This is a genomic window from Streptomyces sp. NPDC034084 (assembly GCF_055575535.1).
Genome location: NZ_JBVISK010000004.1, coordinates 1 through 23,750, shown reverse-complemented (window position 1 = coordinate 23,750; position 23,750 = coordinate 1). Strand labels below are relative to the sequence as shown.

The 23,750-nt window shown below is 71.8% G+C and carries 26 protein-coding genes; 10 read left to right on the top strand and 16 right to left on the bottom strand.

Features of this window, described 5'->3' with window-relative positions; genetic code table 11:
* Positions 1 to 82 precede the first annotated feature (82 nt).
* Positions 83 to 1,129 carry an LCP family protein gene (locus ACZ51I_RS15220; RefSeq protein ID WP_468875715.1) on the top strand — a complete coding sequence of 349 codons (1,047 nt, stop codon included), beginning with the start codon at positions 83 to 85 and terminating at the stop codon, positions 1,127 to 1,129.
* 48 nt (positions 1,130 to 1,177) lie between these two features.
* Here ACZ51I_RS15220 and ACZ51I_RS15215 read toward each other — a convergent pair whose 3' ends face one another.
* The 4 genes from ACZ51I_RS15215 to mca all read right to left on the bottom strand — a co-directional run bounded on the left by ACZ51I_RS15215 (position 1,178) and on the right by mca (position 5,183).
* On the bottom strand, positions 1,178 to 3,205 hold the full coding sequence (locus ACZ51I_RS15215) for a thioredoxin domain-containing protein (RefSeq protein ID WP_468875713.1): 2,028 nt from the start codon (positions 3,203 to 3,205) through the stop codon (positions 1,178 to 1,180).
* A gap of 142 nt (positions 3,206 to 3,347) precedes the next feature.
* Entirely contained in the window at positions 3,348 to 3,731 is a 384-nt protein-coding gene (locus ACZ51I_RS15210; RefSeq protein ID WP_468875711.1) for a rodlin, read from the bottom strand.
* A gap of 335 nt (positions 3,732 to 4,066) precedes the next feature.
* Positions 4,067 to 4,309: a hypothetical protein gene (locus tag ACZ51I_RS15205; protein WP_468875709.1), complete on the bottom strand. Its 243-nt coding sequence runs from the start codon at positions 4,307 to 4,309 to the stop codon at positions 4,067 to 4,069.
* Entirely contained in the window at positions 4,302 to 5,183 is an 882-nt protein-coding gene (gene mca / locus ACZ51I_RS15200) for a mycothiol conjugate amidase Mca (protein WP_468875707.1), read from the bottom strand. The genes ACZ51I_RS15205 and mca overlap by 8 nt, the downstream gene beginning before the upstream one ends.
* Positions 5,184 to 5,281: 98 nt before the next feature.
* Between mca and ACZ51I_RS15195 the strand changes: the two genes are divergently transcribed.
* Together ACZ51I_RS15195 and greA are read left to right on the top strand one after the other, a co-directional pair.
* Positions 5,282 to 5,683 (top strand): DUF4307 domain-containing protein, encoded by a 402-nt coding sequence (locus ACZ51I_RS15195; protein ID WP_468875705.1) that lies wholly within the window; start codon positions 5,282 to 5,284, stop codon positions 5,681 to 5,683.
* A 190-nt stretch (positions 5,684 to 5,873) separates the two neighbouring features.
* A complete protein-coding gene (gene greA / locus ACZ51I_RS15190) occupies positions 5,874 to 6,371 on the top strand; it encodes a transcription elongation factor GreA (RefSeq protein ID WP_190155071.1) in 498 nt (165 codons plus the stop codon).
* Between the two features lie 103 nt (positions 6,372 to 6,474).
* Here greA and ACZ51I_RS15185 read toward each other — a convergent pair whose 3' ends face one another.
* The 3 genes from ACZ51I_RS15185 to ilvA all read right to left on the bottom strand — a co-directional run bounded on the left by ACZ51I_RS15185 (position 6,475) and on the right by ilvA (position 9,698).
* A complete protein-coding gene (locus tag ACZ51I_RS15185) occupies positions 6,475 to 7,329 on the bottom strand; it encodes an ABC transporter permease (RefSeq protein ID WP_468875702.1) in 855 nt (284 codons plus the stop codon).
* Positions 7,326 to 8,342, bottom strand: coding sequence for an ATP-binding cassette domain-containing protein (locus tag ACZ51I_RS15180; RefSeq protein ID WP_468875700.1), 1,017 nt, complete (start codon positions 8,340 to 8,342; stop codon positions 7,326 to 7,328). Before ACZ51I_RS15180 ends, ACZ51I_RS15185 begins: the two co-directional genes overlap by 4 nt.
* 126 nt (positions 8,343 to 8,468) lie before the next feature.
* The gene (ilvA, locus tag ACZ51I_RS15175; RefSeq protein WP_468875698.1) at positions 8,469 to 9,698 is read right to left on the bottom strand and encodes a threonine ammonia-lyase; all 1,230 of its coding nucleotides are present in this window, start codon (positions 9,696 to 9,698) and stop codon (positions 8,469 to 8,471) included.
* A gap of 149 nt (positions 9,699 to 9,847) precedes the next feature.
* Between ilvA and ACZ51I_RS15170 the strand changes: the two genes are divergently transcribed.
* The 3 genes from ACZ51I_RS15170 to ACZ51I_RS15160 are packed head-to-tail and all read left to right on the top strand — an operon-like array spanning position 9,848 to position 11,119.
* Positions 9,848 to 10,369: a MarR family winged helix-turn-helix transcriptional regulator gene (locus tag ACZ51I_RS15170; protein ID WP_468875696.1), complete on the top strand. Its 522-nt coding sequence runs from the start codon at positions 9,848 to 9,850 to the stop codon at positions 10,367 to 10,369.
* Between the two features lie 31 nt (positions 10,370 to 10,400).
* Positions 10,401 to 10,871 (top strand): sigma factor-like helix-turn-helix DNA-binding protein, encoded by a 471-nt coding sequence (locus ACZ51I_RS15165; RefSeq protein WP_468875694.1) that lies wholly within the window; start codon positions 10,401 to 10,403, stop codon positions 10,869 to 10,871.
* A complete protein-coding gene (locus ACZ51I_RS15160) occupies positions 10,868 to 11,119 on the top strand; it encodes a hypothetical protein (protein WP_468875692.1) in 252 nt (83 codons plus the stop codon). Before ACZ51I_RS15165 ends, ACZ51I_RS15160 begins: the two co-directional genes overlap by 4 nt.
* A gap of 211 nt (positions 11,120 to 11,330) precedes the next feature.
* Here ACZ51I_RS15160 and ACZ51I_RS15155 read toward each other — a convergent pair whose 3' ends face one another.
* Entirely contained in the window at positions 11,331 to 12,485 is a 1,155-nt protein-coding gene (locus ACZ51I_RS15155) for a cystathionine gamma-synthase (RefSeq protein ID WP_468875690.1), read from the bottom strand.
* 72 nt (positions 12,486 to 12,557) lie between these two features.
* Between ACZ51I_RS15155 and ACZ51I_RS15150 the strand changes: the two genes are divergently transcribed.
* Positions 12,558 to 13,667, top strand: a complete 1,110-nt coding sequence (locus ACZ51I_RS15150; protein ID WP_468875689.1) for a hypothetical protein — start codon at positions 12,558 to 12,560, stop codon at positions 13,665 to 13,667.
* Between the two features lie 71 nt (positions 13,668 to 13,738).
* On the top strand, positions 13,739 to 14,401 hold the full coding sequence (gene msrA / locus ACZ51I_RS15145) for a peptide-methionine (S)-S-oxide reductase MsrA (protein WP_468876819.1): 663 nt from the start codon (positions 13,739 to 13,741) through the stop codon (positions 14,399 to 14,401).
* A gap of 15 nt (positions 14,402 to 14,416) precedes the next feature.
* Here the strand turns inward: msrA and ACZ51I_RS15140 are convergent, their stop codons facing one another.
* Complete coding sequence (locus ACZ51I_RS15140; protein WP_468875687.1) at positions 14,417 to 14,776, bottom strand: DUF1330 domain-containing protein; 360 nt, start codon at positions 14,774 to 14,776, stop codon at positions 14,417 to 14,419.
* A 94-nt stretch (positions 14,777 to 14,870) separates the two neighbouring features.
* Positions 14,871 to 15,923: an NAD(P)-dependent alcohol dehydrogenase gene (locus ACZ51I_RS15135; RefSeq protein ID WP_468875685.1), complete on the bottom strand. Its 1,053-nt coding sequence runs from the start codon at positions 15,921 to 15,923 to the stop codon at positions 14,871 to 14,873.
* 128 nt (positions 15,924 to 16,051) lie between these two features.
* Here ACZ51I_RS15135 and ACZ51I_RS15130 point away from each other — a divergent pair, with 128 nt between their 5' ends.
* Positions 16,052 to 16,924, top strand: a complete 873-nt coding sequence (locus ACZ51I_RS15130) for a helix-turn-helix domain-containing protein (protein ID WP_468875683.1) — start codon at positions 16,052 to 16,054, stop codon at positions 16,922 to 16,924.
* Between the two features lie 58 nt (positions 16,925 to 16,982).
* Here the strand turns inward: ACZ51I_RS15130 and ACZ51I_RS15125 are convergent, their stop codons facing one another.
* On the bottom strand, positions 16,983 to 18,251 hold the full coding sequence (locus ACZ51I_RS15125; RefSeq protein ID WP_468875681.1) for a L,D-transpeptidase: 1,269 nt from the start codon (positions 18,249 to 18,251) through the stop codon (positions 16,983 to 16,985).
* A 236-nt stretch (positions 18,252 to 18,487) separates the two neighbouring features.
* Positions 18,488 to 18,826 carry a hypothetical protein gene (locus ACZ51I_RS15120; protein WP_468875679.1) on the bottom strand — a complete coding sequence of 113 codons (339 nt, stop codon included), beginning with the start codon at positions 18,824 to 18,826 and terminating at the stop codon, positions 18,488 to 18,490.
* Between the two features lie 111 nt (positions 18,827 to 18,937).
* Here ACZ51I_RS15120 and ACZ51I_RS15115 point away from each other — a divergent pair, with 111 nt between their 5' ends.
* Positions 18,938 to 19,207 carry a hypothetical protein gene (locus tag ACZ51I_RS15115; RefSeq protein ID WP_468875677.1) on the top strand — a complete coding sequence of 90 codons (270 nt, stop codon included), beginning with the start codon at positions 18,938 to 18,940 and terminating at the stop codon, positions 19,205 to 19,207.
* Positions 19,208 to 19,272: 65 nt separating this feature from the next.
* Here ACZ51I_RS15115 and hutH read toward each other — a convergent pair whose 3' ends face one another.
* The 4 genes from hutH to ACZ51I_RS15095 all read right to left on the bottom strand — a co-directional run bounded on the left by hutH (position 19,273) and on the right by ACZ51I_RS15095 (position 23,578).
* Positions 19,273 to 20,814, bottom strand: a complete 1,542-nt coding sequence (gene hutH / locus ACZ51I_RS15110; RefSeq protein WP_468876817.1) for a histidine ammonia-lyase — start codon at positions 20,812 to 20,814, stop codon at positions 19,273 to 19,275.
* Between the two features lie 80 nt (positions 20,815 to 20,894).
* The gene (locus ACZ51I_RS15105; protein ID WP_468875675.1) at positions 20,895 to 21,335 is read right to left on the bottom strand and encodes a hypothetical protein; all 441 of its coding nucleotides are present in this window, start codon (positions 21,333 to 21,335) and stop codon (positions 20,895 to 20,897) included.
* 83 nt (positions 21,336 to 21,418) lie between these two features.
* Entirely contained in the window at positions 21,419 to 22,681 is a 1,263-nt protein-coding gene (locus ACZ51I_RS15100) for a GGDEF domain-containing protein (RefSeq protein ID WP_468875673.1), read from the bottom strand.
* Between the two features lie 108 nt (positions 22,682 to 22,789).
* Positions 22,790 to 23,578, bottom strand: a complete 789-nt coding sequence (locus ACZ51I_RS15095) for an enoyl-CoA hydratase/isomerase family protein (RefSeq protein WP_468875671.1) — start codon at positions 23,576 to 23,578, stop codon at positions 22,790 to 22,792.
* Positions 23,579 to 23,750 lie beyond the last annotated feature (172 nt).

Genomic DNA, 23,750 nt, shown 5'->3' with positions numbered 1-23,750 from the left:
GATGTCGCGTCGCGAACCTGCGTGCGACGGGAATCGACTTATTGTGCGGGTCCCTATTCCCGAGCTTCGGTGGTGTACGCCCGTGTCCGTCAGGAAATTCACGCACCCGCGGCGACTCGCGGTCGCCACCGCGGCGCTCGTCGCCCTCGGTTCCGGGGCGCTCGTCGCCGCCCCCGCCGCCCTGCCCTCCCCCACCCTGCCGTCCCCGAGCCGGGGGCTCAACATCCTGGTGCTCGGTCTCGACACCCGGAAGGACGTCACTGCCCGGGAGAAGGAGACGTACCGGCTCGGCGGCAAGGAGTGCGGCTGCACCGACGTGATGATGCTGGTGCACGTCTCCGCCGACAACAGGCGGGTCAGCGTGCTGGGGCTGCCGCGCGACTCGCTCACCGAGTTCCCCGCCGGCCACCGGGACCGGCGGTCGGGCGCGCTGCACGACGCCCATGCGGCGAAGATCAACAGTGCCTGGGCCGAAGGCGGGCCGTCGTACGCGATGGAGATCGTCGAAAGGACGACGCGGCTCCCCGTGCACCGCTATCTGGAGATCGACTTCCGTCGCTTCATGGACGCCGTGGACCAGTTCGACGGCGGCGTGCCGATCTGCGTCAAGGAGCCGCTGAGGGACACGTACACCGGCGTCGACCTCGCGCCGGGCACCACGCACGTCGGCGGCGGAGAGGCACTCCAGTACGTGCGCTCCCGGCGCGCCGACGGCCAGATGGACTTCGGGCGGATCCGCAAGCAGCAGCAGTTCGTCCTCAACACCCTGCGGAAGGTGCGCTCGGACCTGCTGGGGAACCCGGTGAGGCTGCTGACGTTCGCCTCGGTACTGCGCGGGAGTGCGGCGGCGGAGGCGCGCGGGCTGTCCACCCTGGACCTGATGTCCCTCGCCGCGCGCCTGCGGAACCTCACCCCGGACCGTATGGAGTTCGCGACCGTGCCCGTACTCCGCTTCGAGACCGTCCAGGGTGCCGGGTCCACCGTCGCCTGGAACGTGGCGCACGCCGAGGAGGTGTTCGCACGGCTGCGCGCGGACGAGCCGCTGCCGCCGGCCCGCCCCGTCCCGTCCAGTGAGATCCCCACTGCCGAGTACCGGCCCGCCGGCGGCGCTTCGCTCGTCTGCGCGTAGCCCGCTGGGCCGGTGCCGGGCCGGTCCGGCACCGGCACCGGCCCGCCGTCAGCGGCCGAGTTTGCGTGCCAGCTCGGCCGGGTCCGTCGTCGGCGCGTCGCAGGTGAAGTGCCGGCAGACGTAGGCGGCCGCTCCCCCGTTCACCAGCGGGCGGCCCCTGAGCAGCGGGAACTCGTCGCTCTCCGGGGTGCCGAAGGCGACGACCGCACCGGGCGCGGGCGCCCGCAGGGCGGTGCGGTGCAGGGCGCGGGCCAGGTCGTCACCGGCGGGGCCGGCCACGGCGATCTCACGGGGCCCGTCGAGGAGGGCCTCGGCGACGGCCAGGCCCCAGCCGATGAACCGGGGCGCGCGCGGGCCGAGGGCCTTGACCACGCCGAGGGCTCCCTCGGCGGCGGCGCGGTGGGCCTCGGACCCGGTGTGCGCCGCGTAGGAGAGGAGCGCTCCGGCGGCCGCGGTCCAGCCGGACGGGGTGGCGTTGTCGGTGGGGTCCTGGGGCCGCCGGATGAGGGTCTCGGCGTCGTGGGCCGTGTCGTACAGCGCGCCGCCCTCGGTGGTGAAGCGGTCGAGGACGATGTCCAGGAGGAAGCCGGCGAACTCCAGCCAGGCGCCCTCGCCGGTGACGGCGGCGAGGGCGAGGAACCCCTCGGCGACGTCGGCGTAGTCCTCCAGGACGCCCGCGTTGGTCCCGGCCCGGCCGTCCTTTGACGTCCGGGCGAGGCGGGCCGACTCGTCCATGTGGACGCGGACGAGGAGGTCCGCGGCCTCGGTCGCGCGCTCGACGAGGTCGGGACGGTCGAAGAGGGCGCCGGTCTCGGCGAGGGCGGCGATCGCGAGGCCGTTCCAGGCGGCCACGACCTTGTCGTCCCGTCCGGGGCGCTCGCGCTCCTCGCGCGCGGCGAGGAGCCGTGCCGCGATCGACGCGATCCGGTCGGCGTCGGCCGGGTCCGCCTCGCGCGGGAGCTGAAGGACGGAGCTGCCGTGCTCGAAGGTGCCGTCCTCGGTGACGCCGTAGTGGGCGGCGGCGAGGGCGGCGTCCTCCGCGCCGAGGACCTCGGCCAGCTGTGCGGGGGTCCACACGTAGTAGACGCCCTCGACGTGCTTGCCGGTGCCGTCGTCGGAGTCGGCGTCGAGCGCGGACGCGAAACCGCCCTCGGGGGTCCGCAGCTCCCGCACCAGGAAGTCGGCCGTCTCCAGGGCGACCCGGCGGGCCAGGTCGCTGCCGGTGGCCTTCCACAGGTGGGCGTAGACCCGGCAGAGCAGGGCGTTGTCGTAGAGCATCTTCTCGAAGTGCGGGACGACCCAGGCGCGGTCGACGGAGTAGCGGGCGAAGCCGCCGCCGAGCTGGTCGTAGATGCCGCCGCGGGCCATCGCCTCGCAGGTGTCGGCGGCCATCTGGAGGGCGCCCTCGGAGCCCGTACGGGCGTGGTGGCGGAGCAGGAACTCCAGGACCATCGACGGCGGGAACTTCGGGGCGCCTCCGAAGCCGCCGTGGGTCGCGTCGTACTCGCGGGTGAGGGCGAGGAGGGAGCCGGCCAGTTCCTCCTCGCCGGGGACGCCGTCGCCGCCGTAGGCGAGGGAGCGGCCCGCGAGGTCCTTCACGATGCGGCCCGCGACCTCGTCGACCTCGCCGCGGCGGTCGGCCCAGGCGGTCCGGACGCCTTCGAGGACCTCCGGGAAGGACGGCATGCCGTGGCGGGGCTCGGGCGGGAAGTACGTACCGAAGTAGAAGGGGGCCGCGTCCGGGGTGAGGAAGACGGTCATCGGCCAGCCGCCCTGGCCGGTCGCGGCCTGGACGGCCTCCATGTAGACCGCGTCGACGTCGGGGCGCTCCTCGCGGTCGACCTTGACGGCGACGAAGTGCTCGTTGACCAGGGCCGCGGTGGTGTCGTCCTCGAAGGACTCGTGCGCCATGACGTGGCACCAGTGGCAGGAGCTGTACCCGACGCTGAGCAGCACGGGGACGTCGCGGCGCCGGGCCTCCTCGAAGGCCTCGGCCGACCATGGCCACCAGTCGACCGGGTTGTCGGCGTGCTGCAGGAGGTAGGGGGACGTCTCATGGGCCAGTCTGTTCGGCATGCTTCCATCCTCGCGCACACGGGAGAGCCCCGTCCGTGCGCCACGGGGGCGTCGCACGAGCGGGGCTCCGGTAAAGCGGAGCGGCCCCGCCCTTCGCAGTGGAGCTGCGAAAGGGCGGGGCCGCTCGGCGACGAAGCTGACGTCAGTTGACGTCGGTGTTGCCGTTGTCGGCCAGGAGGTCGACGAGGTCCGACAGGATCTCGCTGTCCTGCTGCTCAACCGAGTTCTGGGTGCACGTCTGGTTCTGCTTCTGGCTCAGGACGTCGTCGACGGCGATCGCGGCGATACCGACCGGGATCTGAGCGGTGAGGTCCTGGATGTCGAAGCAGTGCAGGACGCCACCGTTGATGAGGCCGAAGTTCGGGCTCATGTAGCCGCCGGTGGACGTGCTGCCGATCGTCTGCTGCGACTTGTTGCCGATGACGTTGGCACCGTTGCCGTCGTCGGCCGCCGCAGACGCCGTAGCAGCCGACATACCGACGACGGAGGCCGCAACTGCCGCAGTGGCGAGAACCTTCTTGATCACGAGATTTCCTTCTTGAGCTGGAGGGCCCTGGACTGCTCCGTTACCGAAGCACGCTGATCAACTGCCGGAGAATGGATTGGTTCCGGCTGATCACCCGGATGCGCTATTCGGCAGATGAACGCCATCGGACGTGATCTCGAAGGGCATACGTTCGGTACGGCGCCAACCCCTGCGGGGCCCGGGCGGGAGACGGGTCCACCGCTCCGATCCCCCCGCGCCGGCGCGCCTCGCTCAGCACGCGTGTTCGCGGCAGCGGAAGCTCGCCCCACTCCGCCCGGGTACGACTCAGGGCCCCGGGAGATCCCGGGGCCCTGAGAGTGGAGTGGGGCGTACCGCTACTCCCCCGCCGCCGCGCTGCCGGGCTTCGCGGCCGCGGGGGCCGCCGGGTCCGGGGCCTCCTCGAAGGAGACCTTGCCCATGTGGCGGTTCATCGACTTCATCAGCATCCAGACCGCCACGGCCAGGACCGCGAAGACGACGAAGCCGAGGATGCCGGGGGTCACCTTGTTCTTGTCCAGCTCTTCGGCGGCGAAGGGGACAAGCTGGGTCAGTGCCAGGTGTGCGCTCATGTCAGGCATTGTCGCGGATGCCCGCGAAGAGATCTTCCTCGGGGAGGGAGGTCGGGACCAGCGCCTTGCTGAGCTCGTACTCCTCCGTCGGCCAGACCTCCTTCTGGATCTCCATCGGGACCCGGAACCAGCCGCCGTCGGGGTCGATCTGGGTGCGGTGGGCGATCAGGGCCTTGTCGCGGATCTCGAAGAACTCGGAGCAGGGGACGAACGTGGTCAGGGTCCGCTCCTTGCGCTCGAACTCCTTCCAGCGCTCCAGCCACTCCCCGTACGGGGACTCCAGGCCGCGGGCGAGGAGCGCCTCGTGGAGGGCGGTCGTGCGGGGGCGGTTGAAGCCCTGGTTGTAGTAGAGCTTCAGGGGCTGCCAGACCGGGCCGAACTCGGCCTCCGGGTACTTATCGGTGTCGGTCGCGCCGTCGAAGGCCACCATCGTGATCTTGTGGGTCATGATGTGGTCGGGGTGCGGGTACCCGCCGTTCTCGTCGTAGGTCGTGATGACCTGCGGACGGAAGGAGCGGATCTCGCGGACCAGCGCCCCGGCCGCCGTGTCGACGTCCTGCAGGGCGAAGCAGCCCTCGGGGAGCGGCGGCAGCGGGTCACCCTCGGGCAGGCCCGAGTCGACGAATCCCAGCCAGTGCTGGGAGACGCCGAGGATCTCGCGGGCCTCGTCCATCTCCTTGCGGCGCACCTCGTGGATGTTGGCCTCGATGTAGGGGTCACCCTGGAGCTGGGGGTTCAGGACCGAGCCGCGCTCGCCGCCCGTGCACGTCACCACCATGACGTCCACCCCCTCGGACACGTACTTGGCCATCGTGGCCGCACCCTTGCTCGACTCGTCGTCGGGGTGGGCGTGAACGGCCATCAATCGCAGCTGCTCAGTCAAGACTCGATCCTCAGTGATTCGACGCGGAGGGTGGTCTCTATAGTGACGGAATCGGGGGAGGGAAAATTCCGCCACCCCCGGCTTCGAGAGGATCCCCCATGAGCGCGGTGCGAGAGCAGCTGCCCGAGGGGCGCTACGGGCGCTCGGCGGACGAGCGGGCCGACCGCAAGCTCAAGATCACCGGTGCGGTGCTCGGGGTCCTCTTCCTCGGTCTGATGGGCTGGTTCGGCTGGCACTACGTCGTCGAGAGCAAGATCAGCGCCGAGATGATCAAATTCGACGTGGTGAGCGCCGACGAGGTCCAGGTGCACCTGGAGATCCGCAAGGACGCGGGCGTCAAGGGCGTCTGCACGCTGCGCTCGCTCTCCGAGGACGGGGCCGAGGTGGCCCGCAAGGACGTCCGGATCGACGACCCGGCGACCCGGGTGGACCGCGTCTTCTCGCTCCGTACGACCGCCCGCGCGACGAGTGCCCAGCTCATCGGGTGTACGGCGCGGTAGCGGTGGGTAGGGACGGGGTGTCGAGTCCCGGCGAGTCACTGTCGTGACCTGGGAAGACGCCATCTTGATGGTTTTTGTCCTCCCGCTTTTCGCCACTCATTGTTAGGCTCGTGGTTTCGCCCGCCCGGGACCGCACCGCTTTCCCGTGTAGGGCGATGCTTTGTATTCCCAGTACCTACGAGGAGCACCCGTGACCCAGACCAGCGACAACGTCACCTGGCTCACCCAGGAGGCGTACACCAAGCTCAAGGACGAGCTTGAGTACCTGACTGGTCCCGCGCGTACCGAGATCGCCGCCAAGATCGCGGCGGCGCGCGAAGAGGGCGACCTGCGCGAGAACGGCGGGTACCACGCGGCCAAGGAGGAGCAGGGCAAGCAGGAGCTCCGCGTCCGCCAGCTCACTCAGCTCCTGGAGCACGCCAAGGTCGGCGAGGCCCCGGCCGAAGAGGGCGTCGTCGCGCCCGGCATGGTCGTCACGATCGCCTTCGACGGCGACGAGGACGACACGCTGGACTTCCTGCTCGCCTCCCGCGAGTACGCGAGCGACGACATCGAGACGTACTCGCCGCAGTCGCCGCTCGGCGTCGGCGTCAACGGCAAGAAGGTCGGCGAGGACGCGGAGTACGAGCTGCCGAACGGCAAGAAGGCCACGGTGAAGATCCTCAGCGCCAAGCCGTACACCGGCTGAGCCGCGCTTCCCGAGCCGCGCTTCCCGAACGAAGGGCCGACCCCACCAGGGGTCGGCCCTTCGTCGTACCCGGAGGCCCGGCAGGCAGCCCGGAGGGTCGGGCTCAGGCCGTCGCCGAGCGGTACTTGCGGACCGACAGCGTCCGGAAGACCGCGATGATCAGGACCGACCAGAGGAACGAGGCCCACACCGGGTGCTGCATCGGCCAGGCGTCGGAGGTCGAGACACCGGGGTTGCCGAAGAGTTCCCGGCAGGCCTGGACCGTCGCGCTGAACGGGTTCCACTCGGCGATGGGCTGGAGCCAGGAGGGCAGCTTGCTGGAGTCCACGAACGCGATCGAGATGAACGTGACCGGGAAGAGCCAGATCAGGCCGCCCGAGGTCGCCGCCTCGGGGGTACGGACCGAGAGGCCGATCAGCGCCCCGATCCAGGAGAAGGCGTAGCCGAGGAGCAGCAGGAGGAGGAAGGCGCCCAGCGCCTTCGGGACGCCCTCGTGGATGCGCCAGCCGACGAGGAGGGCGACGATCGCGAGGACGACGAGGGTCAGCGTCGTCTGGACCAGGTCGGCCAGCGTGCGCCCGGTGAGGACCGCGCCGCGGGCCATCGGCAGGGAGCGGAAGCGGTCGATCAGGCCTTTGTGCATGTCGTCGGCGATGCCCGCGCCCGCCCCGGCCGTGGCGAAGGTGACGGTCTGGGCGAAGATGCCGGCCATCAGGAACTCGCGGTAGACGTTCGGCGAGGTCGAATCGCCGATCTGCATCGAGCCGCCGAAGACGTAGCTGAACAGCACCACGAACATGATCGGCTGGATCAGCCCGAAGATGATCATCTCGGGGATCCTGGACATCCTGATCAGGTTGCGGCGGGCGATCACGAGCGAGTCGCTGACGGACTGGACGATCCCCCCGCGCGGGCGCGGGGCGGTGAGCCGGTCGGCCGGCCCCAGGGTGGTGGTCACTTCACGGCCTCCTTCCGGCTCGTCCTGCCCCCGGCCGCCTGCTCGTCCTCCTCGCCCCGGTCGGCCGCGTGGCCGGTCAGGGAGATGAAGACGTCGTCGAGGGTCGGGCGGCGCAGGCCGATGTCGTCGATCTCGACGCCGACCGCGTCCAGGTCGCGGATGACCTCGGCGAGCAGCTTGGCGCCGCCGGCGACGGGGACGGTGAGCTTGCGGGTGTGGTTCTCGACGGACACCTCGCCGTGGCCGGTCCCCGCGATGCCGTAGCGGGCGAGGACGTCGCGGGCGCCGGTGATCATCTCCGGCTCGTGCACGACGACCTCGACGCGCTCGCCGCCCGTCCGGGCCTTGAGCTGGTCGGAGGTGCCGCGCGCGATGACCCGGCCGTGGTCGACGACGCAGATGTCGTGGGCGAGGTGGTCGGCCTCCTCCAGGTACTGGGTGGTGAGGAGCAGGGTCGTACCGCCCGCGACGAGCTCCTTGATGACGTCCCAGAGCTCCTGCCGGTTGCGCGGGTCCAGACCGGTGGTCGGCTCGTCCATGAACATGACCGGCGGGGAGACGACGAGCGCGGCGGCGAGGTCGAGGCGGCGGCGCATGCCGCCCGAGTACGTCTTGGCCGGCCGGTCGGCGGCGTCGGCGAGGTGGAACCGTTCGAGCAGCTCGCCCGCCCGCTCCTTCGCGGCCTTCGCCTTCATCTGGTAGAGCCTGCCGACCATCTGGAGGTTCTCGCGGCCCGTGAGGTACTCGTCGACGGCCGCGAACTGGCCGGAGAGGCCGATCGAGCGGCGGACCTCGTTGGGGTGCTTGAGGACGTCGATCCCGGCGACGAGGGCCCGGCCGCTGTCGGGCTTGATCAGCGTCGTCAGGACCCGCACGGCGGTCGTCTTCCCCGCGCCGTTCGGGCCGAGCAGACCGAGGACGGTGCCTTCCGGCACGTCCAGGTCGACCCCGTCCAGAGCTCGTACGTCGCCGAAGGTCTTCACCAGACCCTCGGCGTATATCGCGCCTGGCATGTGGATACTCCCCGGGAGATTCGGGCGTTTCCTACCGATCCTAGGAGTCCGCGGCGGCTCCCGCCCGGTGAATCCGTGACCTGGGCCACACGGCGAGGGTGTGGGCCGGGCGGTTCGCCGCGGGTGTCAGCCGAGCACCGTGTACCCGGCGTCCCGCAGCGCGTCCGCCACCTCCCGGCAGTGCTCCGGGCCCTTCGTCTCCAGGTGCAGCTCGACCTCCGCCTCCGTCAGGCCGAGGCGCGGATCGGTCCGCACGTGACCCACGTCCAGGACGTTCGCGTCGACCACCGTCAGGACGGCGAGCAGGGTCGCGAGCGCCCCCGGCCGGTCCGTGACGCGCAGGCGCAGGCTCAGGTAGCGGCCCGCGGCGGCCATGCCGTGCCGCAGGATCCGCTGGAGCAGCAGCGGGTCGACGTTCCCGCCGGAGAGGACCGCCACCACCGGCCCGCGAAAGGACGCCGGGTCGGTGAGGAGGGCGGCCACCGGGCTAGCGCCGGCCGGTTCGACCACCAGCTTCGCCCGCTCCAGGCAGAGCAGCAGCGCCGAGGAGAGCGCGTCCTCGGAGACCGTACGGACCTCGTCGACGTACTCCTGGATCACGGCGAACGGCACGTCGCCGGGCCGCCCGACCTTGATCCCGTCCGCCATCGTCACCGGCGCGTCGATCACCACCGGGTGCCCGGCGGCCAGCGAGGGCGGGTAGGCGGCGGCGCCCTCCGCCTGGACGCCGATCACCTTGACGTCCGGGCGCAGCGACTTCACCGCGAGCCCGATGCCGGCCGCGAGCCCGCCGCCGCCGATGCCGACGAGGATCGTCCGCACCTCCGGGCACTGCTCCAGGATCTCCAGGCCGACCGTGCCCTGCCCGGCGATGATGTCGGGGTGGTCGAAGGGGTGGATGAAGACCGCGCCGGTCTCCCGGGCGTACTCCTCCGCCGCCGCGAGGGTCTCGTCGACGACGTGGCCGTGCATCCGGACCTCGGCGCCGTACTCGCGGGTCGCCGCGACCTTGGGCAGCGGGGCGCCGACCGGCATGAAGACGGTGGCGTGCACGCCGAGCAGCTTCGAGGCGAGCGCGACGCCCTGCGCGTGGTTGCCTGCGGAGGCCGCGACGACGCCCGCCGCCCGCTGCTCGGGCCGCAGCCCCGAGATCCGTACGTACGCCCCGCGCAGTTTGAAGGAACCCGTCCGCTGGAGGTTCTCGCACTTGAGGTGGACCGGGGCTCCCACCAGCGAGGACAGATGGCGACTGCCCTCCAGCGCCGTCATCCTGGCCACCCCGGCCAGCATCTTCTGCGCCCCTCGCACGTCGTCGAGCATCAACCGGTGCAAGGGGTCTGGCGTACGGAAGCTCATGACAGCAAGTCTCGCAGCTCACGGGCCCCGTGACCGCCCGGCGGAGGGGCCGCCGAACGGGTTTGCGCAGCGCCGGTACGGACCCCGGCGGGGCCGCGTACTCTGTCCCCCACCGACCGACCACCCCCGCACGAGAGAGACCCACAGCCATGCCCAATTCTCAGGACATGACGACTGCGCTCGACCCCGGTCTCCTCGATGCCCTCCAGCACCAGGTGGCCGTCTTCGCCCGCCGCGCCGAGCAGACCCGCCTCGGCGGCACCGGCCAGCTGCGCAACTCCATGGACCGCGCGGCCTATCTGCTCCTCAACCGCCTCGACCAGGAAGGCGCGATGGGGGTGAAGGCGCTCGCGGCGGGCATGGGCATCGACTCCTCCACGGTGACCCGCCAGGTCGCCCCGCTCGTCGACACCGGCCTGGTGAAGCGGACCTCGCACCCGGAGGACGGGCGGGCGGTCGTCCTCCAGCTCTCGCCCCGCGGTCTCGCGCGCCTGGAGGAGGTCCGCTCCTCGCGCCGCCAGCTGATGGCCGAGGTCACGGAGGGCTGGACGCCGGCCGAGCGGGAGTCGTTCTGCACGCTGCTCACCCGCTTCAACACCGCCCTGTCCGCACGCCAGTCGGCGCACGCGGGCCACGCACCGGCCGGGACGGAGTCCGCGCAGACCTCTTGACCCCGCACCCGCGCTGTCCTCAGATGAGGAGGTGCGAGAGCAGCAGCGCGGCCGGGGCGCCCAACACGCCCACCGCACCCGGGAGTTCGAGGCGTTCGTGGCCGGGGCGGCGGGCCGGCTGCTGCACGCCGCGACGCTGCTCACCGCCGAGACCCGCGCCCACAACCCGTGCGCCCAGGCCCTGCTGACCGCCGCCCTCGCCCACACGTACGCCCTGTGGGACCGGCTGCGCGACGAGGATCCGTACGACCTCGCGCGCCGCGACCTCGCCGCACGCTTCGCGCGCACCGCCTGGCGGCACCACGGCGGGCAGGGCGGGGTGCTTGCCGCGCTCTCCCCGCAGGAGCGGCTCGTCGTCGTCCTGCGGCTGTACGAGGGGGTGGCGGAGGAGCAGGTCGCGGCCCTGCTCGGCCTGTCCGAGTCCCGCGTCCGGGCCGTGTGCGCCCGTGCGGTCGCCACGCTGAGAGCGGCCGCCCGGGGCGCCGCCGGGGCCGCCGCGTGAGCCGGTACGAGGACAAGGAGACGGCGGTCCGGCGGCTGCTCGACACCCCGCATCCACCGGTCCCCGGCGATCTCGCGCTGCGGGCGGCCGCGCGCGGGGCCCGTCGGCTCCGGCACGCGCGGCGGATCCGGCGGGTGCTCTGGGCCCTCGGCACGGTCGCCGTGCTCGCCTTCGTGGTGTGGGCGTCGCTGACCCGCCCGTGGGAGGTCCCCCCGGCGGAGACGACCCCGCCGCTGGAAGGCTGGTGACGGCCGGACGTCCCGGCCGTCACCAGAGGTTCCGCTGGGGCGTGTTTCGAAAGTGGCGTCGTCCGCCCGGAGGGCGGGCGCGGCGGTGTCTGGTGCGTGCGATCGCAAGGCGGAGGGTCGCCCTCGTACGGGGCGTACGAGGGCGGTCCCGACAACGCGGCGAGCGTGCGTGCCAGGCGCCGCCGCGCAGACGGGACTTTCGAAACACGCCCTAGCCCAGCGCCTGGCGCAGGTCGGCGAGCAGGTCCTCGACGTTCTCGATGCCCACCGAGAGGCGGACCAGGTCGGCCGGGACCTCGAGGAGGGAGCCCGCGACGGAGGCGTGGGTCATCCGGCCCGGGTGCTCGATGAGGGACTCGACGCCGCCCAGCGACTCACCGAGGGTGAAGAGCTGCGCGCGGTTGCAGACCTCGACCGCCGCGTCCTCGCCGCCCTGGACGCGGAAGGAGATCATGCCGCCGAACGACCGCATCTGCTTGGCCGCGATCTCGTGCCCGGGGTGCTCCGGGAGGCCCGGGTAGAGGACCTGGGTGACCTTCGGGTGCTGGGTCAGCATCTCGGCGATCTTCTCGGCGTTCTCGCCGTGCCGGTCCATGCGCACGGCGAGGGTCTTGATGCCGCGCAGGACGATCCAGGAGTCGAACGGCCCGGCGACCGCGCCCATCGCGTTCTGGTGGTAGGCGAGTTCCTCGCCGAGCGCCTCGTCCGCGGTCACCAGGGCGCCGCCGACGACGTCGGAGTGGCCGCCCATGTACTTGGTGAGCGAGTGCACGACGACGTCCGCGCCGAGCGCCAGCGGCTGCTGGAGGTAGGGCGAGGCGAAGGTGTTGTCGACGACGAGCTTCACGCCGGCCTGGCGGGCGACGCCGGCGACGGCCTCGATGTCGGTGATGCCGAGCAGCGGGTTCGACGGGGTCTCGACCCAGATCAGCTTCGTACGGTCGTTGACCGCGTCGCGCACCGAGTCGATGTCGGAGGTGTTCGCGACGGAGAAGTCCACGCCCCAGCGCTCCACGACCTTGGCGAAGAGCCGGAAGGTGCCGCCGTAGGCGTCGTTCGGGATGACCACGTGGTCGCCGGGCGCGAGGAGCGTGCGCAGCAGGCAGTCCTCGGCGGCGAGACCCGAGGCGAAGGCGAGACCGCGGCGGCCGCCTTCCAGGGCCGCGAGGTTCTCCTCCAGGGCGGTACGGGTGGGGTTGGCGCTGCGGCTGTACTCGTAACCGCCGCGCAGCCCGCCCACGCCGTCCTGCTTGTAGGTGGACACCTGGTAGATGGGCGGGACGACCGCGCCGGTCAGCGGGTCGGCGGTGTTGCCCGCATGGATCGCGCGGGTCTCGAAGCTCTGATGGGAGTGCTGGTCGCTCATGGGTCAGGAGCGTAGTCCCGTACGCCTCCCGCCGCCTCGATCGTCTCATCCGGTGTCCTGGACAATGGACACATGGAGATTCTCTGGTTCCTGATCGCGCTCGGCCTGCTGTTCGGCGTCCTCGGTCCCTACGTGCTGCGCCGGCGGGGCGGCGGTGGGATCCGGCAGGTCGCGCCGGGGGCGCCGGACGCGGCGGACCCGGAGGCGTACGGCTTCGTGCGGCAGGAGGAGCTGGACGTGCGGCTGCCGGGCGCCGACGACGAGCTCCTGCACGTCCTCGACGTCGTCCAGGCCACGCAGGACTGGCGGGCGGCCTCGCGGCTGCTGGCCGCCACCGGCAAGGAGGGCGAGGTGCGCTGGCAGCGCGTCCAGGCGTTCGCGGGCGCGGCCTCCCTCGAACTCCAGGAGCGGCCGGGCGTCGGCGGCGCGTGGCTGCGGAGCTGGCGGGCGGAGGCGCCGGAGGACGCGGGCGGGGCGGCGGTGCACGCCGAGTTCCTGGTGCAGCAGGCGTGGCGGTCCTCGGCGGCCGGGACGGACGACTTCCGGATCATCCTGGAGGAGGCGCTGAAGGTCACGGAGGAGGCGGCGCTGCTCGCCCCGGGCGACCCGGTGCCGTACGTCTCGCGGCTCGCGGTGGCGCGTGGACTCGGGTACGGCCACGAGCGGTTCGACCAGGTGTGGGCGGAGGTGATCGACCGGGCGCCGGAGCACATGGGGGCGCATCTGGCGGCGCTGCACTACTGGTGCGAGAAGTGGCACGGTTCGCGCGAGGAGGCCGACCACTTCGCGACGACGGCCGCGGCGCGCGCCCCGCGGGGTTCGCTGCTGGCCGCGCTGCCGCTGTTCGCGGTGTTCGAGCACGTGCCGGACGTGGTGCTCGTGCAGGACTTCTGGCGTACGGCGGTGGTGTCGAAGGCGGTGGACGGCGCGCTGTACGCGGTCCACTCGGCCCGCCCCGACGACCCGATGCTGGCGCACGTCCGCCATCTGCTCGTCTGGTTCCTGGTGCGCTCGCAGCGCTGGGCGGAGGCGATGCACCAGCTGGTGCGGGTCGACGGGCACGTGGGCGCGGTCCCGTGGACGCTGAGCGGCGACCCGGCGGCGGAGTACACGGTCTTCCGGAACCTGGCGGTGGCGGGCTACGAGGCGAACGGCGGCACGCCGGCGACGCTGCCGCGCTGACGGGCGCCCGGGGAATCAGGTGCGGCGCCGGCATGTTGACGCTGCTGCCGACCGTCGAGGAGAGATGCAGCATGTTCCTGTCCCGCACCCCCGTCCTCCCCACTCCCGACCAGGCCCTGCGTGGCCGTCCCGAGCCGGAGTTCTCCGTGCCCGAGCGGCACACCGTCCTCGGCAATCCGCTCCTCGGCCCGTACCCGGAGGGCCTGGAGGTCGCCGACTTCGCGCTGGGCTGTTTCTGGGGGGCCGAGCGCAAGTTCTGGCAGACCGAGGGCGTGTGGACGACCCTGGTGGGCTACCAGGGCGGCTTCACGCCGAACCCGTCGTACGAGGAGGTCTGCTCCGGGCTCACCGGGCACACCGAGGTCGTCCGCGTCGTCTTCGACCCGTCGAAGGTCTCGTACGAGTCGCTCCTGAAGCTCTTCTGGGAGTCCCACGACCCGACGCAGGGCTTCCGTCAGGGCAATGACGTCGGGACGCAGTACCGCTCGGCGATCTACACCCACTCCCCCGCCCAGGCGGAGCGGGCCGAGGCCTCGCGCGCGGCCTACCAGAAGGTCCTGACGGGCTCCGGCTACGGCGAGATCACCACCCACGTCCTCCCGGCCGACGAGACCCGCCCCTTCTACCCGGCCGAGGCCTACCACCAGCAGTACCTGGACAAGAACCCGGCGGGCTACTGCGGCATCGGCGGTACGGGCCTGTCCTGCCCGATCGGCGTCGCGAAGGCGGAGTAGGGGCGGGGTCGGGCGTCAGTCCGCGGGCCCGTTCGCCGCGGCCCGCAGCCGGGCCGCCGTCGCCGCCGGGTCGTACCCGTCCGGGGTCCCTTCGATCAGGAGGATGTCTCCGGCCATGTGCCGGGTGCGGAGGGGGATCAGTGCCTGGTACGGCTCGGAGTCGTACCAGGCGCGGGCGTTCTCGTACGTCGGGAAGCCGATGATCACGAGGGCGCCCGGCCAACTGCCCTCGCGGACCTCGCGGGCCGGGGCGCCGTGGACGAGGAAGCGGCCGCCGAAGGGGTCGAGGGTGGCCTGGATCCGCTCCATGTAGACGAAGATCTCCTCGTCGAGGACGGGCTTCGGGTGCAGGTTTCCGATGGCGTATGCGGTCATGATGACAGCGTGCCGGGGCATGACCTCCGGGGTCGATTACCCCGGAGGTCATGCCCCGGCCGCGTGCGTCGGCCGCGTCGGCCGCCGTGGTGCGTCAGATGGTCGCCGTGTCGATCACGAAGCGGTAGCGGACGTCGCTCTTCACGACCCGCTCGTACGCCTCGTTGATCTGGTCCGCGCGGATCAGTTCGATCTCGGCGCCCAGGCCGTGCTCGGCGCAGAAGTCCAGCATCTCCTGGGTCTCGGCGATGCCGCCGATCATCGAGCCGGCGAGGGTCTTGCGGCCGCCGATGAGGGAGAAGAGGCCGACCTTGACGGGCTCCTCGGGGGCGCCGACGTTCACCAGGGCGCCGTCCGTCTTGACCAGGCTCAGGTAGGCGTCGAAGTCGAGCGGCGCCGAGACCGTGGAGATCACCAGGTCGAAGGTGCCGGCGAGCTTCGTGAAGGTCTCCGGGTCACTGGTCGCGTGGAAGTGGTCGGCGCCCAGCTCGAGGCCGTCCTCCTGCTTCCGCAGCGACTGGCTGAGGACGGTCACCTCGGCGCCGAGCGCGTGGGCGATCTTGACGCCCATGTGACCGAGGCCGCCGAGGCCGACGATCGCGACCTTCTTGCCGGGGCCGGCCTGCCAGTGGGCGAGCGGGGAGTAGAGGGTGATGCCGGCGCAGAGCAGCGGGGCGGCCTCGTCGAGGCCGATGCCCTCGGGGATGCGCAGGGTGTAGTTCTCGTCGACGACGATGTGGGTGGAGTAGCCGCCGTAGGTCGGCTCGCCGTTCTTGTCGAGCGCGTTGTACGTGCCCGTCATGCCGTTGACGCAGTACTGCTCGAGACCGCGCCGGCAGTACTCGCACTCCCGGCAGGAGTCGACGAAGCAGCCGACGCCGACGCGGTCGCCCGCCTGGAACTTCGTCACGCCGGGGCCGACCTCGGCGACGATTCCGGCGATCTCGTGGCCGGGGACCATCGGGAAGATGCCCTCGCCCCAGCCGTTGGTGGCCTGGTGGATGTCGGAGTGGCAGATTCCGGCGTACTTGATCTCGATGAGGACGTCGTGCTCGCCGACGGGCCGGCGCGGCACGGTGGTGCGCTCCAGCGGGGCGTTGGCGGCGGGTGCGGCGTACGCGGGGACGGTGGTCACGTTCGTGGTCATGGGTCAAGCCTGCCGGAGGGCGGCGGCGTCACCCAGCCACCTGTTCTGCCTACGTCCGGCGTGCCTACCACTGGCAGGGTCAGGAACGTACGTCCGTCCGCACGGCCCGGCGGCGATAATGGGGCGGTATGGACCTCAGTGGCGAACTCAGTGAATTCCTGCGCTCCCGCCGGGCCCGGCTGAAGCCGCAGGACGTCGGTCTGCCCGAGTTCGGGCGGCACCGGCGGGTGCCGGGCCTTCGCCGCGAGGAGCTCGCGCAGCTGGCCGGGGTGTCCGTGGCGTACTACACCCGGCTCGAGCAGGGCAACGGGCGGAACGTCTCCATGGAGGTGCTGGACTCCATCGCGCGCGCCCTGCGGCTGAGCGACACCGAGCGGGCGCATCTGACGCATCTGGCGAAGCCGACGGTGAAGAAGCGGCAGCGGGCGGCGATCGCGCGTCCGCAGCAGGTCCGGCCGGGGATCACCCAGCTCATCGACTCGATGGACACCGTGCCGGCCATGGTCCTCGGCCGCCGTCTGGACCTGCTGGCCTGGAACCGGATGGCGCGGGCGCTGCTCGGCGACTTCGCCGCCTGGGAGCCGCACGAGCGGAACATGGCCCGGATGGTGTTCCTCGACCCGAACGCGCGGTCCCTCTACCTCGACTGGGAGTGCAAGGCGACCGAGGTCGTGAGCGTGCTGCGGTTGTACGCGGGCTGCTACCCGGACGATCCGCAGCTGCTCGCGCTGGTGGGCGAGCTGTCGGTGAAGAGCGAGGAGTTCCGCTCGCTGTGGGCGGCGCACACGGTGGCCGACAAGGGGCACGGGACGAAGCGGCTGAGGCATCCGCTGGTGGGCGAGATGACGCTGGCGTACGAGACGCTGAAGGTGTCCGGCGGCGATCCGGACCTGGTGCTCGTGACGTACCACGCGGAGCCGGGGACGCCCTCGGCGGACGCGCTGCGGCTGCTCGCGCAGTGGGGTGTGGACGAGACCGTCGACGTACGGGAACAGCCGTAAGGGGTGACGCGAAGGCCCCCTCCCGGGCGGGAGGGGGCCTCTGCTTTCTGCGCCTGGGTCAGACGGCCGAGCCGGCCTTCCACTCCGACCAGCTCATGTTCCAGCCGTTGAGGCCGTTGTCCGGCTTGATCGTCTTGTCGTTGGAGTTCTTGACCACCACGACGTCGCCGATGAGCGAGTGGTCGAAGAACCAGGCGGCCATCTGGTTCGGGTCGCCGGCGCCCTTCACGTCGGCGAGGCCGACGCAGCCGTGGCTGGTGTTCACGCTGCCGAAGATCGACCGCGCGCCCCAGTAGTTGCCGTGGATGAAGGTGCCGGAGCTGGACAGGCGCATGGCGTGCGGCACGTCCTTGATGTCGTACTCGCCCTTGCCGTCGTCGTCGGTGAAGCCGACGGTGGCGCCGTTCATCCGGGTCTCCTTGAACTTCTCGGAGATCACCATCTGACCGTTGTAGGTGGTGTTCTCCGGGGAGCCGGCGGAGATCGGGATGGTCTTGATCGTCTTGCCGTCCTGCTGGACCTTCATGGTCTTGGCGGCGGCGTCGACGATGGAGACCTGGTTGCGGCCGATCGTGAAGGTGACGGTCTTCTGCTGGACGCCGAAGACGCCGTCCGCGCCCTCGACGCCGTCGAGGTCCAGCTTCAGCGTGACGGTCGAGCCCTCGGTCCAGTACGCGTCGGGGCGGAAGTCGAGACGCGTCGAATTGAACCAGTGCCCCACGACCTCCTGGCCGGAGCTGGAGGAGACCGTGATGCCGCTCTGGACGGCCTTCTTGTCGCTGATCGCCTTGTTGAAGTTGATCGAGACCGGCATGCCGACGCCGACGGTCGAGCCCGCCTCGGGCGTGTAGTTGGCGATGAAGCTGTTGGCCTGCGAGACGGTGGTGAACGAGGAGTTCTCGTGCGCCGCCAGGCCCTCCGCGTCGGTGGCGGTAGCGGCGATCTTGTAGACCGTGGCCCGCTTGAGCTGCTCGCTCGGCTTCCAGCTGAGCCCGTCGGCCGCTATCTCGCCCTTGACCGCGGCACCCTCGGCCGAGGTCATGGTGACCTCGGTGAGCTTGCCCTCGGTCACGGTGACCTTGGCGTCGTTGTTGATGGAGGCGTTCTGGGCGCCGTTCTTCGGCGAGATCGTGATCTGCGCCTTGGAGGTCTTCTGCGCGGCCGCCTCGTCGACCTGGGCCTGTGACTGCGGCGTCGCGGACCCGGAGGCACTGCCGTCCTTGTCCCCGTCGTCGCACGCCGAGAGCATCAGTACGCCGCTGAGCACCGCGGCCGCGGCCGCCAGGCTCCTGCGGCGCTTGCCGACCGTCATCACACGCTTCTCCATCGTCGCCGGTTCCCTGCCAACTTCTTCTTATGAACGCCCATGACGCCCCGTCCGGTTCCGTACCCGGAGGGTTTGTGGGCAATGCCACTGATCCACGGGGAACACCACTCGTCCACACGCGCGTGGCCGGGTGTCCGGTTCCCGGGATGCCGCGAAAAACCGTGACGGGCCACGGCCGGCCGCGAGAAGGCCCCGGGACGGCGTCCCGGGGCCCGCGAACCGTGCGGAGGCCCGCCTTACGGCTGGTCGTCGTCTTCCTCGTCCCCATCTTCCTCGCCGAGGTCCCACTCCAGCGCATCGGGGTCGTATTCGATCTCCTCGCTGCTCCAGGACGCCTGGACCATCTCGATCCCGGGGACGTCGCGGATCAGCTCGAAGGGCTCGACGAGGTAGGCGAGCGCCTCGGCGCTGTCCTCGCGCGCCGCCTCGCGCGCGTGCGCCCGCTCCTCCTCGGGCATGAACTCGTCGGTGTCGATCCGGGCTTCGGCGGCCTCGGTCAGCTCGGCGGGTCCGTCGATCTCCAGGACGACATCGACGCGAAGACGGACATAGCGTGTGGTCTCAGAAGTACTCATGACTCGGAGCGTAGGGGGCCGGGGGCCCTCGGCTTTCCCGCGACCCGCTGTGTTCCGTAGCATCGGCGCACCGACCAATTCGCGGTTTCCGCAAGGGGGATCGAAATTTCCGTGCCCGCCGCCCGACGCCCACTGCTGACCGCCACCGTCGCGGGGACGCTGCTGTGCGCCCTGTGGTTCGTGCCGTCCGCGAACGCCACCGACCAGCAGGGCGGGGCGCGGATCGGGGTGACCCGGGAAGGGCCGCTCACGGACGACGGGCGCCTGGCCGAGACGGGGGGCGGGGACGCCACGCCGTATGTGCTCGGCGGTACGGGGTTCCTGGGGGTCGGGGCGGGTTTCGTGGCGCTGGCGATGCGGCGCCGGGGCCGCGCCTTCTGACGCGGCAGGCGTACGGCGAAGGGCCGCCCCGGCGGTCGGGGGCGGCCCTTTCGTACCTCTCGTCGTTACGCCAGCGGACCGGTGACCGGCTCCACGGCGGCGACCAGCTTCCCTTCGCGTACAAAGGCGTCGGCGGCCGCCAGGTCGGGGGCGAGGAACCGGTCCGGGCCGGGGCCCTCGACGCCGGCCGCGCGCAGGGCGTCGATGGCGGCCTGCGAGGCGGGCGCCGGGGTCAGGCCCTCGCGGAGCTCGATGCCGCGGGTGGCGGCGTACATCTCGACCGCGATGATGCGGTTGAGGTTGCCGATCGCGGTGCGCAGCTTGCGGGCGGCGGACCAGCCCATGGAGACGTGGTCCTCCTGCATCGCGGAGGAGGGGATGGAGTCGGCGGAGGCCGGGACGGCGAGCCGCTTCATCTCGCTGACCAGGGCGGCCTGCGTGTACTGGGCGATCATCAGGCCCGAGTCGACGCCGGCGTCCTCCGCGAGGAACGGCGGGAGGCCGTGCGAGCGGTTCTTGTCGAGGAGCCGGTCGGTGCGGCGCTCGGCGATGGAGCCGAGGTCGGCGGCGGCGATCGCGAGGAAGTCGAGGACGTACGCGACGGGGGCGCCGTGGAAGTTGCCGTTGGAGCGGACCTCGCCGCTGGGCAGCACGACCGGGTTGTCGACGGCGGCGGCGAGCTCGCGCTCGGCGACGAGCCGGGCGTGGGCCAGGGTGTCGCGGCCCGCGCCGGCGACCTGCGGGGCGCAGCGCACCGAGTAGGCGTCCTGGACGCGGGGGGCCTCGCCCGCCTGGGCGTGACCGGTGAGGCCGGAGCCCTTGAGCACGGCCAGCATGTTGGCGGCGGAGGCGGCCTGGCCGGGGTGCGGGCGGATGGCGTGCAGCTCGGGTTCGAGGACCTTCTCGGTGCCGAGGAGGGCTTCGAGGGAGAGGGCGGCGGTGATGTCGGCCGACTTGTAGAGGGTGTCGAGGTCGGCGAGGGCCATGATCAGCATGCCGAGCATGCCGTCGGTGCCGTTGAGGAGGGCGAGACCCTCCTTCTCCTTGAGCTCGACGGGGGCGATGCCGGCGGCGGCGAGGAGCTCTCCGGCGGGCTTGACCACGCCGTCGGGACCCTCGGCGTCGCCCTCGCCCATGAGCGCGAGGGCGCAGTGGGAGAGCGGGGCGAGGTCGCCGGAGCAGCCGAGCGAGCCGTACTCGTGGACGACCGGGGTGATACCGGCGTTGAGCACGTCGGCCATGGTCTGGGCGACCTCGGGGCGGACGCCGGTGTGCCCGGAGGCGACGGTCTTGAGCCGGAGGAACATCAGGGCGCGCACGACCTCGCGCTCGACGCGCGGGCCCATGCCGGCGGCGTGCGAGCGGACGATGTTGCGCTGGAGCTGGGCGCGGAGCTCCTGGCTGATGTGCCGGGTGGCGAGCGCGCCGAAGCCGGTGGAGACCCCGTACACGGGCTCGGGCTTGGCGGCGAGCGCGTCGACGATCTCCCGGGCGGCGGCGAGGGCGCGCACGGCCTCGGTCGACAGCTCGACGCGGGCGCCGTGGCGGGCGACGTCGATGACGTCCTGCGGGGTCGTGCCGGACGTGCCGAGGACGACTGTCTGCATATCCATATTCAGCACCCTACGGATTGAAGACCGACATGTCACTAGGGGACTTCGTCACCGGCCCGACGGAGGGTTGTCCCTTACCGGGCGCCGGCCGTTCCGCCCCTGCCGAGGGATCCCGTCACGAGGGCGGTCAGAAGGGAGACGGCGGAGGTGGCCGCCAGGGTGCCCGCCATGACCAGGCCCGCCCCGATCACGAAGAGGCCACTGGCGTCGTCCGACCAGTCCAGGAAGGCGGCGGCGGTCAGGCCGGCCGTGGTGCCGAGCACGGCCGCGGGGGCCTGCCGCCGGGCCGCCGCCCAGCACACCGGCACGAGCAGGGTCAGCGCAAGGCCCACCACCTGCCAGGTCTCGTACGGGCCGCTCACCGATCCGTCGGGGTGCTCGTCGCGGTGCTGGTCCCAGCCCAGCCAGGCGGCCCAGGCCCCGGCGGCGAGAAGGGCCGTCAGGAGGAGGAGTGGGAGTGCCCGCCTCGTCGGCCGCGTGTGCTGTCCGGAGTGGCGTCCTGCGTTCTGTTCCATGCGGCGAGTCTTCCGCCCCACCTCCGGGCCCGGACAGGGCGCGGGTACTCATGTCCGGTGAGTAGCAGGGCGCCGGCCCCGCCTCACCGGTCCGCCTGCGGGGGATCCCCGGGACGGAGGGCCGTCTCCGTCGGCGCCTCGCCCGGGGGCTCCACGGGCCGGGCCCCGGGGCCCGGATCCACCGGGGCCGGGTCCGGCGGCCCCGGATCCACCGCCGCCGGCTCCGGCGGCTCCATGGGGGGCGCGTCGCGGAAGCGGCGGCGGTCACGGGCCCCGGGGGGCGCGTCCGCGAGGCGGATGACCGTGCCGTCGCGGCCCGCGACGACGGGTTTCCTCGAACGGGCGGCCTTGGCCTGGTACTGGGCGGCGTCGGCGAGCCGGAAGAGACGGCGGGCCGACTTGAGCGGCCCGATGGGGTCGCCGGTGGACGCGACCCCGCAGGCGACGCCCTCGCCGAGCTCCAGCTCCGCCGCCCGTACGCACAGCTCCTCCGCGACCGCGACGACCTCGTCCGCCGTCGGGCCGACGGTGAGGAGGCAGAACTCGTCGCCGCCCAGGCGGGCCGCGAGGGCGCCGGGGAGCATGGCGCCGCAGCGGGAGAGGACCGAGCCGAAGCGTTCGAGGAGGCGGTCGCCGACCGCGTGGCCGTGGGTGTCGTTCACGTGCTTGAGGCCGTTCAGGTCGCAGACCATGAGGCTCACCACGGAGCCGTCCGCCCGGTAGCGCTCGATCGCCTCGTCCAGACGGGTGTCGACGGCCCGCCGGTTGGCCAGGCCCGTCAGCGGGTCGGTGAAGGCCAGTTTGCGGACCTCCTCCAGGCGCTCGGCCTGGGCGATGCCGGCGGCGACGACCGCCGCCAGGACGGTCGCGAAACCGGCGTCCGCGCGGGTGAAAGGTTTCGCCTCCGGCGGGCGGGCCACATACAGCTCGCCCCACGCACGCCCGTGCAGCACGATCGGAGCGACCACGCAGCAGCCGCGCCCCCGTCGCCGCAGCCCCATCACCCGGCCGGTCGGGAGGGCGTCGGTGGCGGTCTCCACCCAGGCGTCCGGCTCGCCGCCGCCCGCCCACTGCTCGTGCAGGAACTCGGTGATCTCGGGGAACTGGTGCACCGGGTACGTCTCCGAGTCCGGGAACTCCTCCTCGCCCGCGGCCCGCCTCCCGGCGTTCACCAGGACCTTGAGACGGCCGTGGTCCCGCTCCCAGACGGACAGGGCGGCGAAGCTCCCGGCGAGCCCCTCGCAGGCCCCGAGCGCCGCGGCCCGCCAGAACTCGCGCGGAGCGTGCGCCGCCGCCATCCCCTGCGCCAGCGCCACTACGGCCCGCAGCCGCACGTCCTCACCCATTCCTCCAGCTTAGGGAGGTTTGATCCGTTTTCCCTTTCGAGACGTCACGGTAAGTCACATTTGATACAAAATGGCAAAAATCACGCGCGTGGAACCGGCTCCGAAGACCTACTCGCCCGGCCAGTTCGGCTTCCGCTTCTCGTTGAAGGCCGCCACGCCCTCCGCCCGGTCCCCGGAGAAGGCCACCGAACGCCAGGCCGCGTCCTCGACCTCCAGGCCCGCCCGCAGGTCCAGGCCCTGACCGAGCCGCATCGCCTTCTTGGCGGCGCGCAGGCCGACCGGGGAGTTCGCCGCGATCCGCCCGGCGAGCTCCAGGGCCGCCGTCCGCGCGTCCTCCTCCAGGAGGTCGACGAGGCCGAGCTCGCGCGCCTCGGCCGCCTCCACCCGGCGGGCGGTGAAGACCAGCTCGGCGGCGCGCGCCGCGCCCACCCGCCGCGGGAGCAGCTGCGTACCGCCGCCGCCCGGGATCACGCCCACGGAGACCTCGGGGAGGCCGACGACGGCGGTCGCGTCGGCGACGATGACGTCACAGGCGAGCGCCAGCTCGAAGCCGCCGCCGAGGGCGAAGCCGTGCACGGCGGCGACGGTCGGCATCGGCAGCTCCAGGACGCCCGTGTAGGCGGCGCGGGCGGTGGGACGCTGGCGGACGAGCTCGGCGTCGGTGAAGGAGTTGCGCTCCTTCAGGTCGGCGCCGACGCAGAAGGCGCGGTCGTTCGAGGAGGTCAGGACGGTGACGCGGACCTCGGGGTCGGCGGCGAGGGCGTCGCAGGCGGCGCCGATGGAGCGGGCCATCTCGGAGGAGACGGCGTTCATGGCCTTGGGCCGGTCGAGGACCAGCTCCGCGACGTGACCGTCCTTCCGGATCACCACGAACTCACCAAAGCGCTGCTCGGACATGACCGCACACCCTCCCGGTTCGGACCTGTTAACGGCTGTTAACAGACGTTCACCGGGAGATCCTAGGGCCTGGGGGGGGAAAGGGGAAGGGGTTGTAAAAAAACAACCCCAAAAACAGGAACCCCTCCCCACCGGTGAGCCACAAAACGGCGCTTGTCGTCTCTTTGCCTCC

Coding starts and splice junctions, on each gene's coding strand:
- ACZ51I_RS15215 (WP_468875713.1), bottom strand. CDS start 3,205: ATGCCGAACAGACTGGCCCATGAGACGTCCCCCTACCTCCTGCAGCAC.
- ACZ51I_RS15205 (WP_468875709.1), bottom strand. CDS start 4,309: ATGCCTGACATGAGCGCACACCTGGCACTGACCCAGCTTGTCCCCTTC.
- ACZ51I_RS15195 (WP_468875705.1), top strand. CDS start 5,282: ATGAGCGCGGTGCGAGAGCAGCTGCCCGAGGGGCGCTACGGGCGCTCG.
- ACZ51I_RS15180 (WP_468875700.1), bottom strand. CDS start 8,342: ATGCCAGGCGCGATATACGCCGAGGGTCTGGTGAAGACCTTCGGCGAC.
- ilvA (WP_468875698.1), bottom strand. CDS start 9,698: ATGAGCTTCCGTACGCCAGACCCCTTGCACCGGTTGATGCTCGACGAC.
- ACZ51I_RS15170 (WP_468875696.1), top strand. CDS start 9,848: ATGCCCAATTCTCAGGACATGACGACTGCGCTCGACCCCGGTCTCCTC.
- ACZ51I_RS15155 (WP_468875690.1), bottom strand. CDS start 12,485: ATGAGCGACCAGCACTCCCATCAGAGCTTCGAGACCCGCGCGATCCAT.
- ACZ51I_RS15150 (WP_468875689.1), top strand. CDS start 12,558: ATGGAGATTCTCTGGTTCCTGATCGCGCTCGGCCTGCTGTTCGGCGTC.
- msrA (WP_468876819.1), top strand. CDS start 13,739: ATGTTCCTGTCCCGCACCCCCGTCCTCCCCACTCCCGACCAGGCCCTG.
- ACZ51I_RS15140 (WP_468875687.1), bottom strand. CDS start 14,776: ATGACCGCATACGCCATCGGAAACCTGCACCCGAAGCCCGTCCTCGAC.
- ACZ51I_RS15135 (WP_468875685.1), bottom strand. CDS start 15,923: ATGACCACGAACGTGACCACCGTCCCCGCGTACGCCGCACCCGCCGCC.
- ACZ51I_RS15130 (WP_468875683.1), top strand. CDS start 16,052: ATGGACCTCAGTGGCGAACTCAGTGAATTCCTGCGCTCCCGCCGGGCC.
- ACZ51I_RS15125 (WP_468875681.1), bottom strand. CDS start 18,251: ATGGAGAAGCGTGTGATGACGGTCGGCAAGCGCCGCAGGAGCCTGGCG.
- ACZ51I_RS15120 (WP_468875679.1), bottom strand. CDS start 18,826: ATGAGTACTTCTGAGACCACACGCTATGTCCGTCTTCGCGTCGATGTC.
- hutH (WP_468876817.1), bottom strand. CDS start 20,814: ATGCAGACAGTCGTCCTCGGCACGTCCGGCACGACCCCGCAGGACGTC.
- ACZ51I_RS15105 (WP_468875675.1), bottom strand. CDS start 21,335: ATGGAACAGAACGCAGGACGCCACTCCGGACAGCACACGCGGCCGACG.
- ACZ51I_RS15100 (WP_468875673.1), bottom strand. CDS start 22,681: ATGGGTGAGGACGTGCGGCTGCGGGCCGTAGTGGCGCTGGCGCAGGGG.
- ACZ51I_RS15095 (WP_468875671.1), bottom strand. CDS start 23,578: ATGTCCGAGCAGCGCTTTGGTGAGTTCGTGGTGATCCGGAAGGACGGT.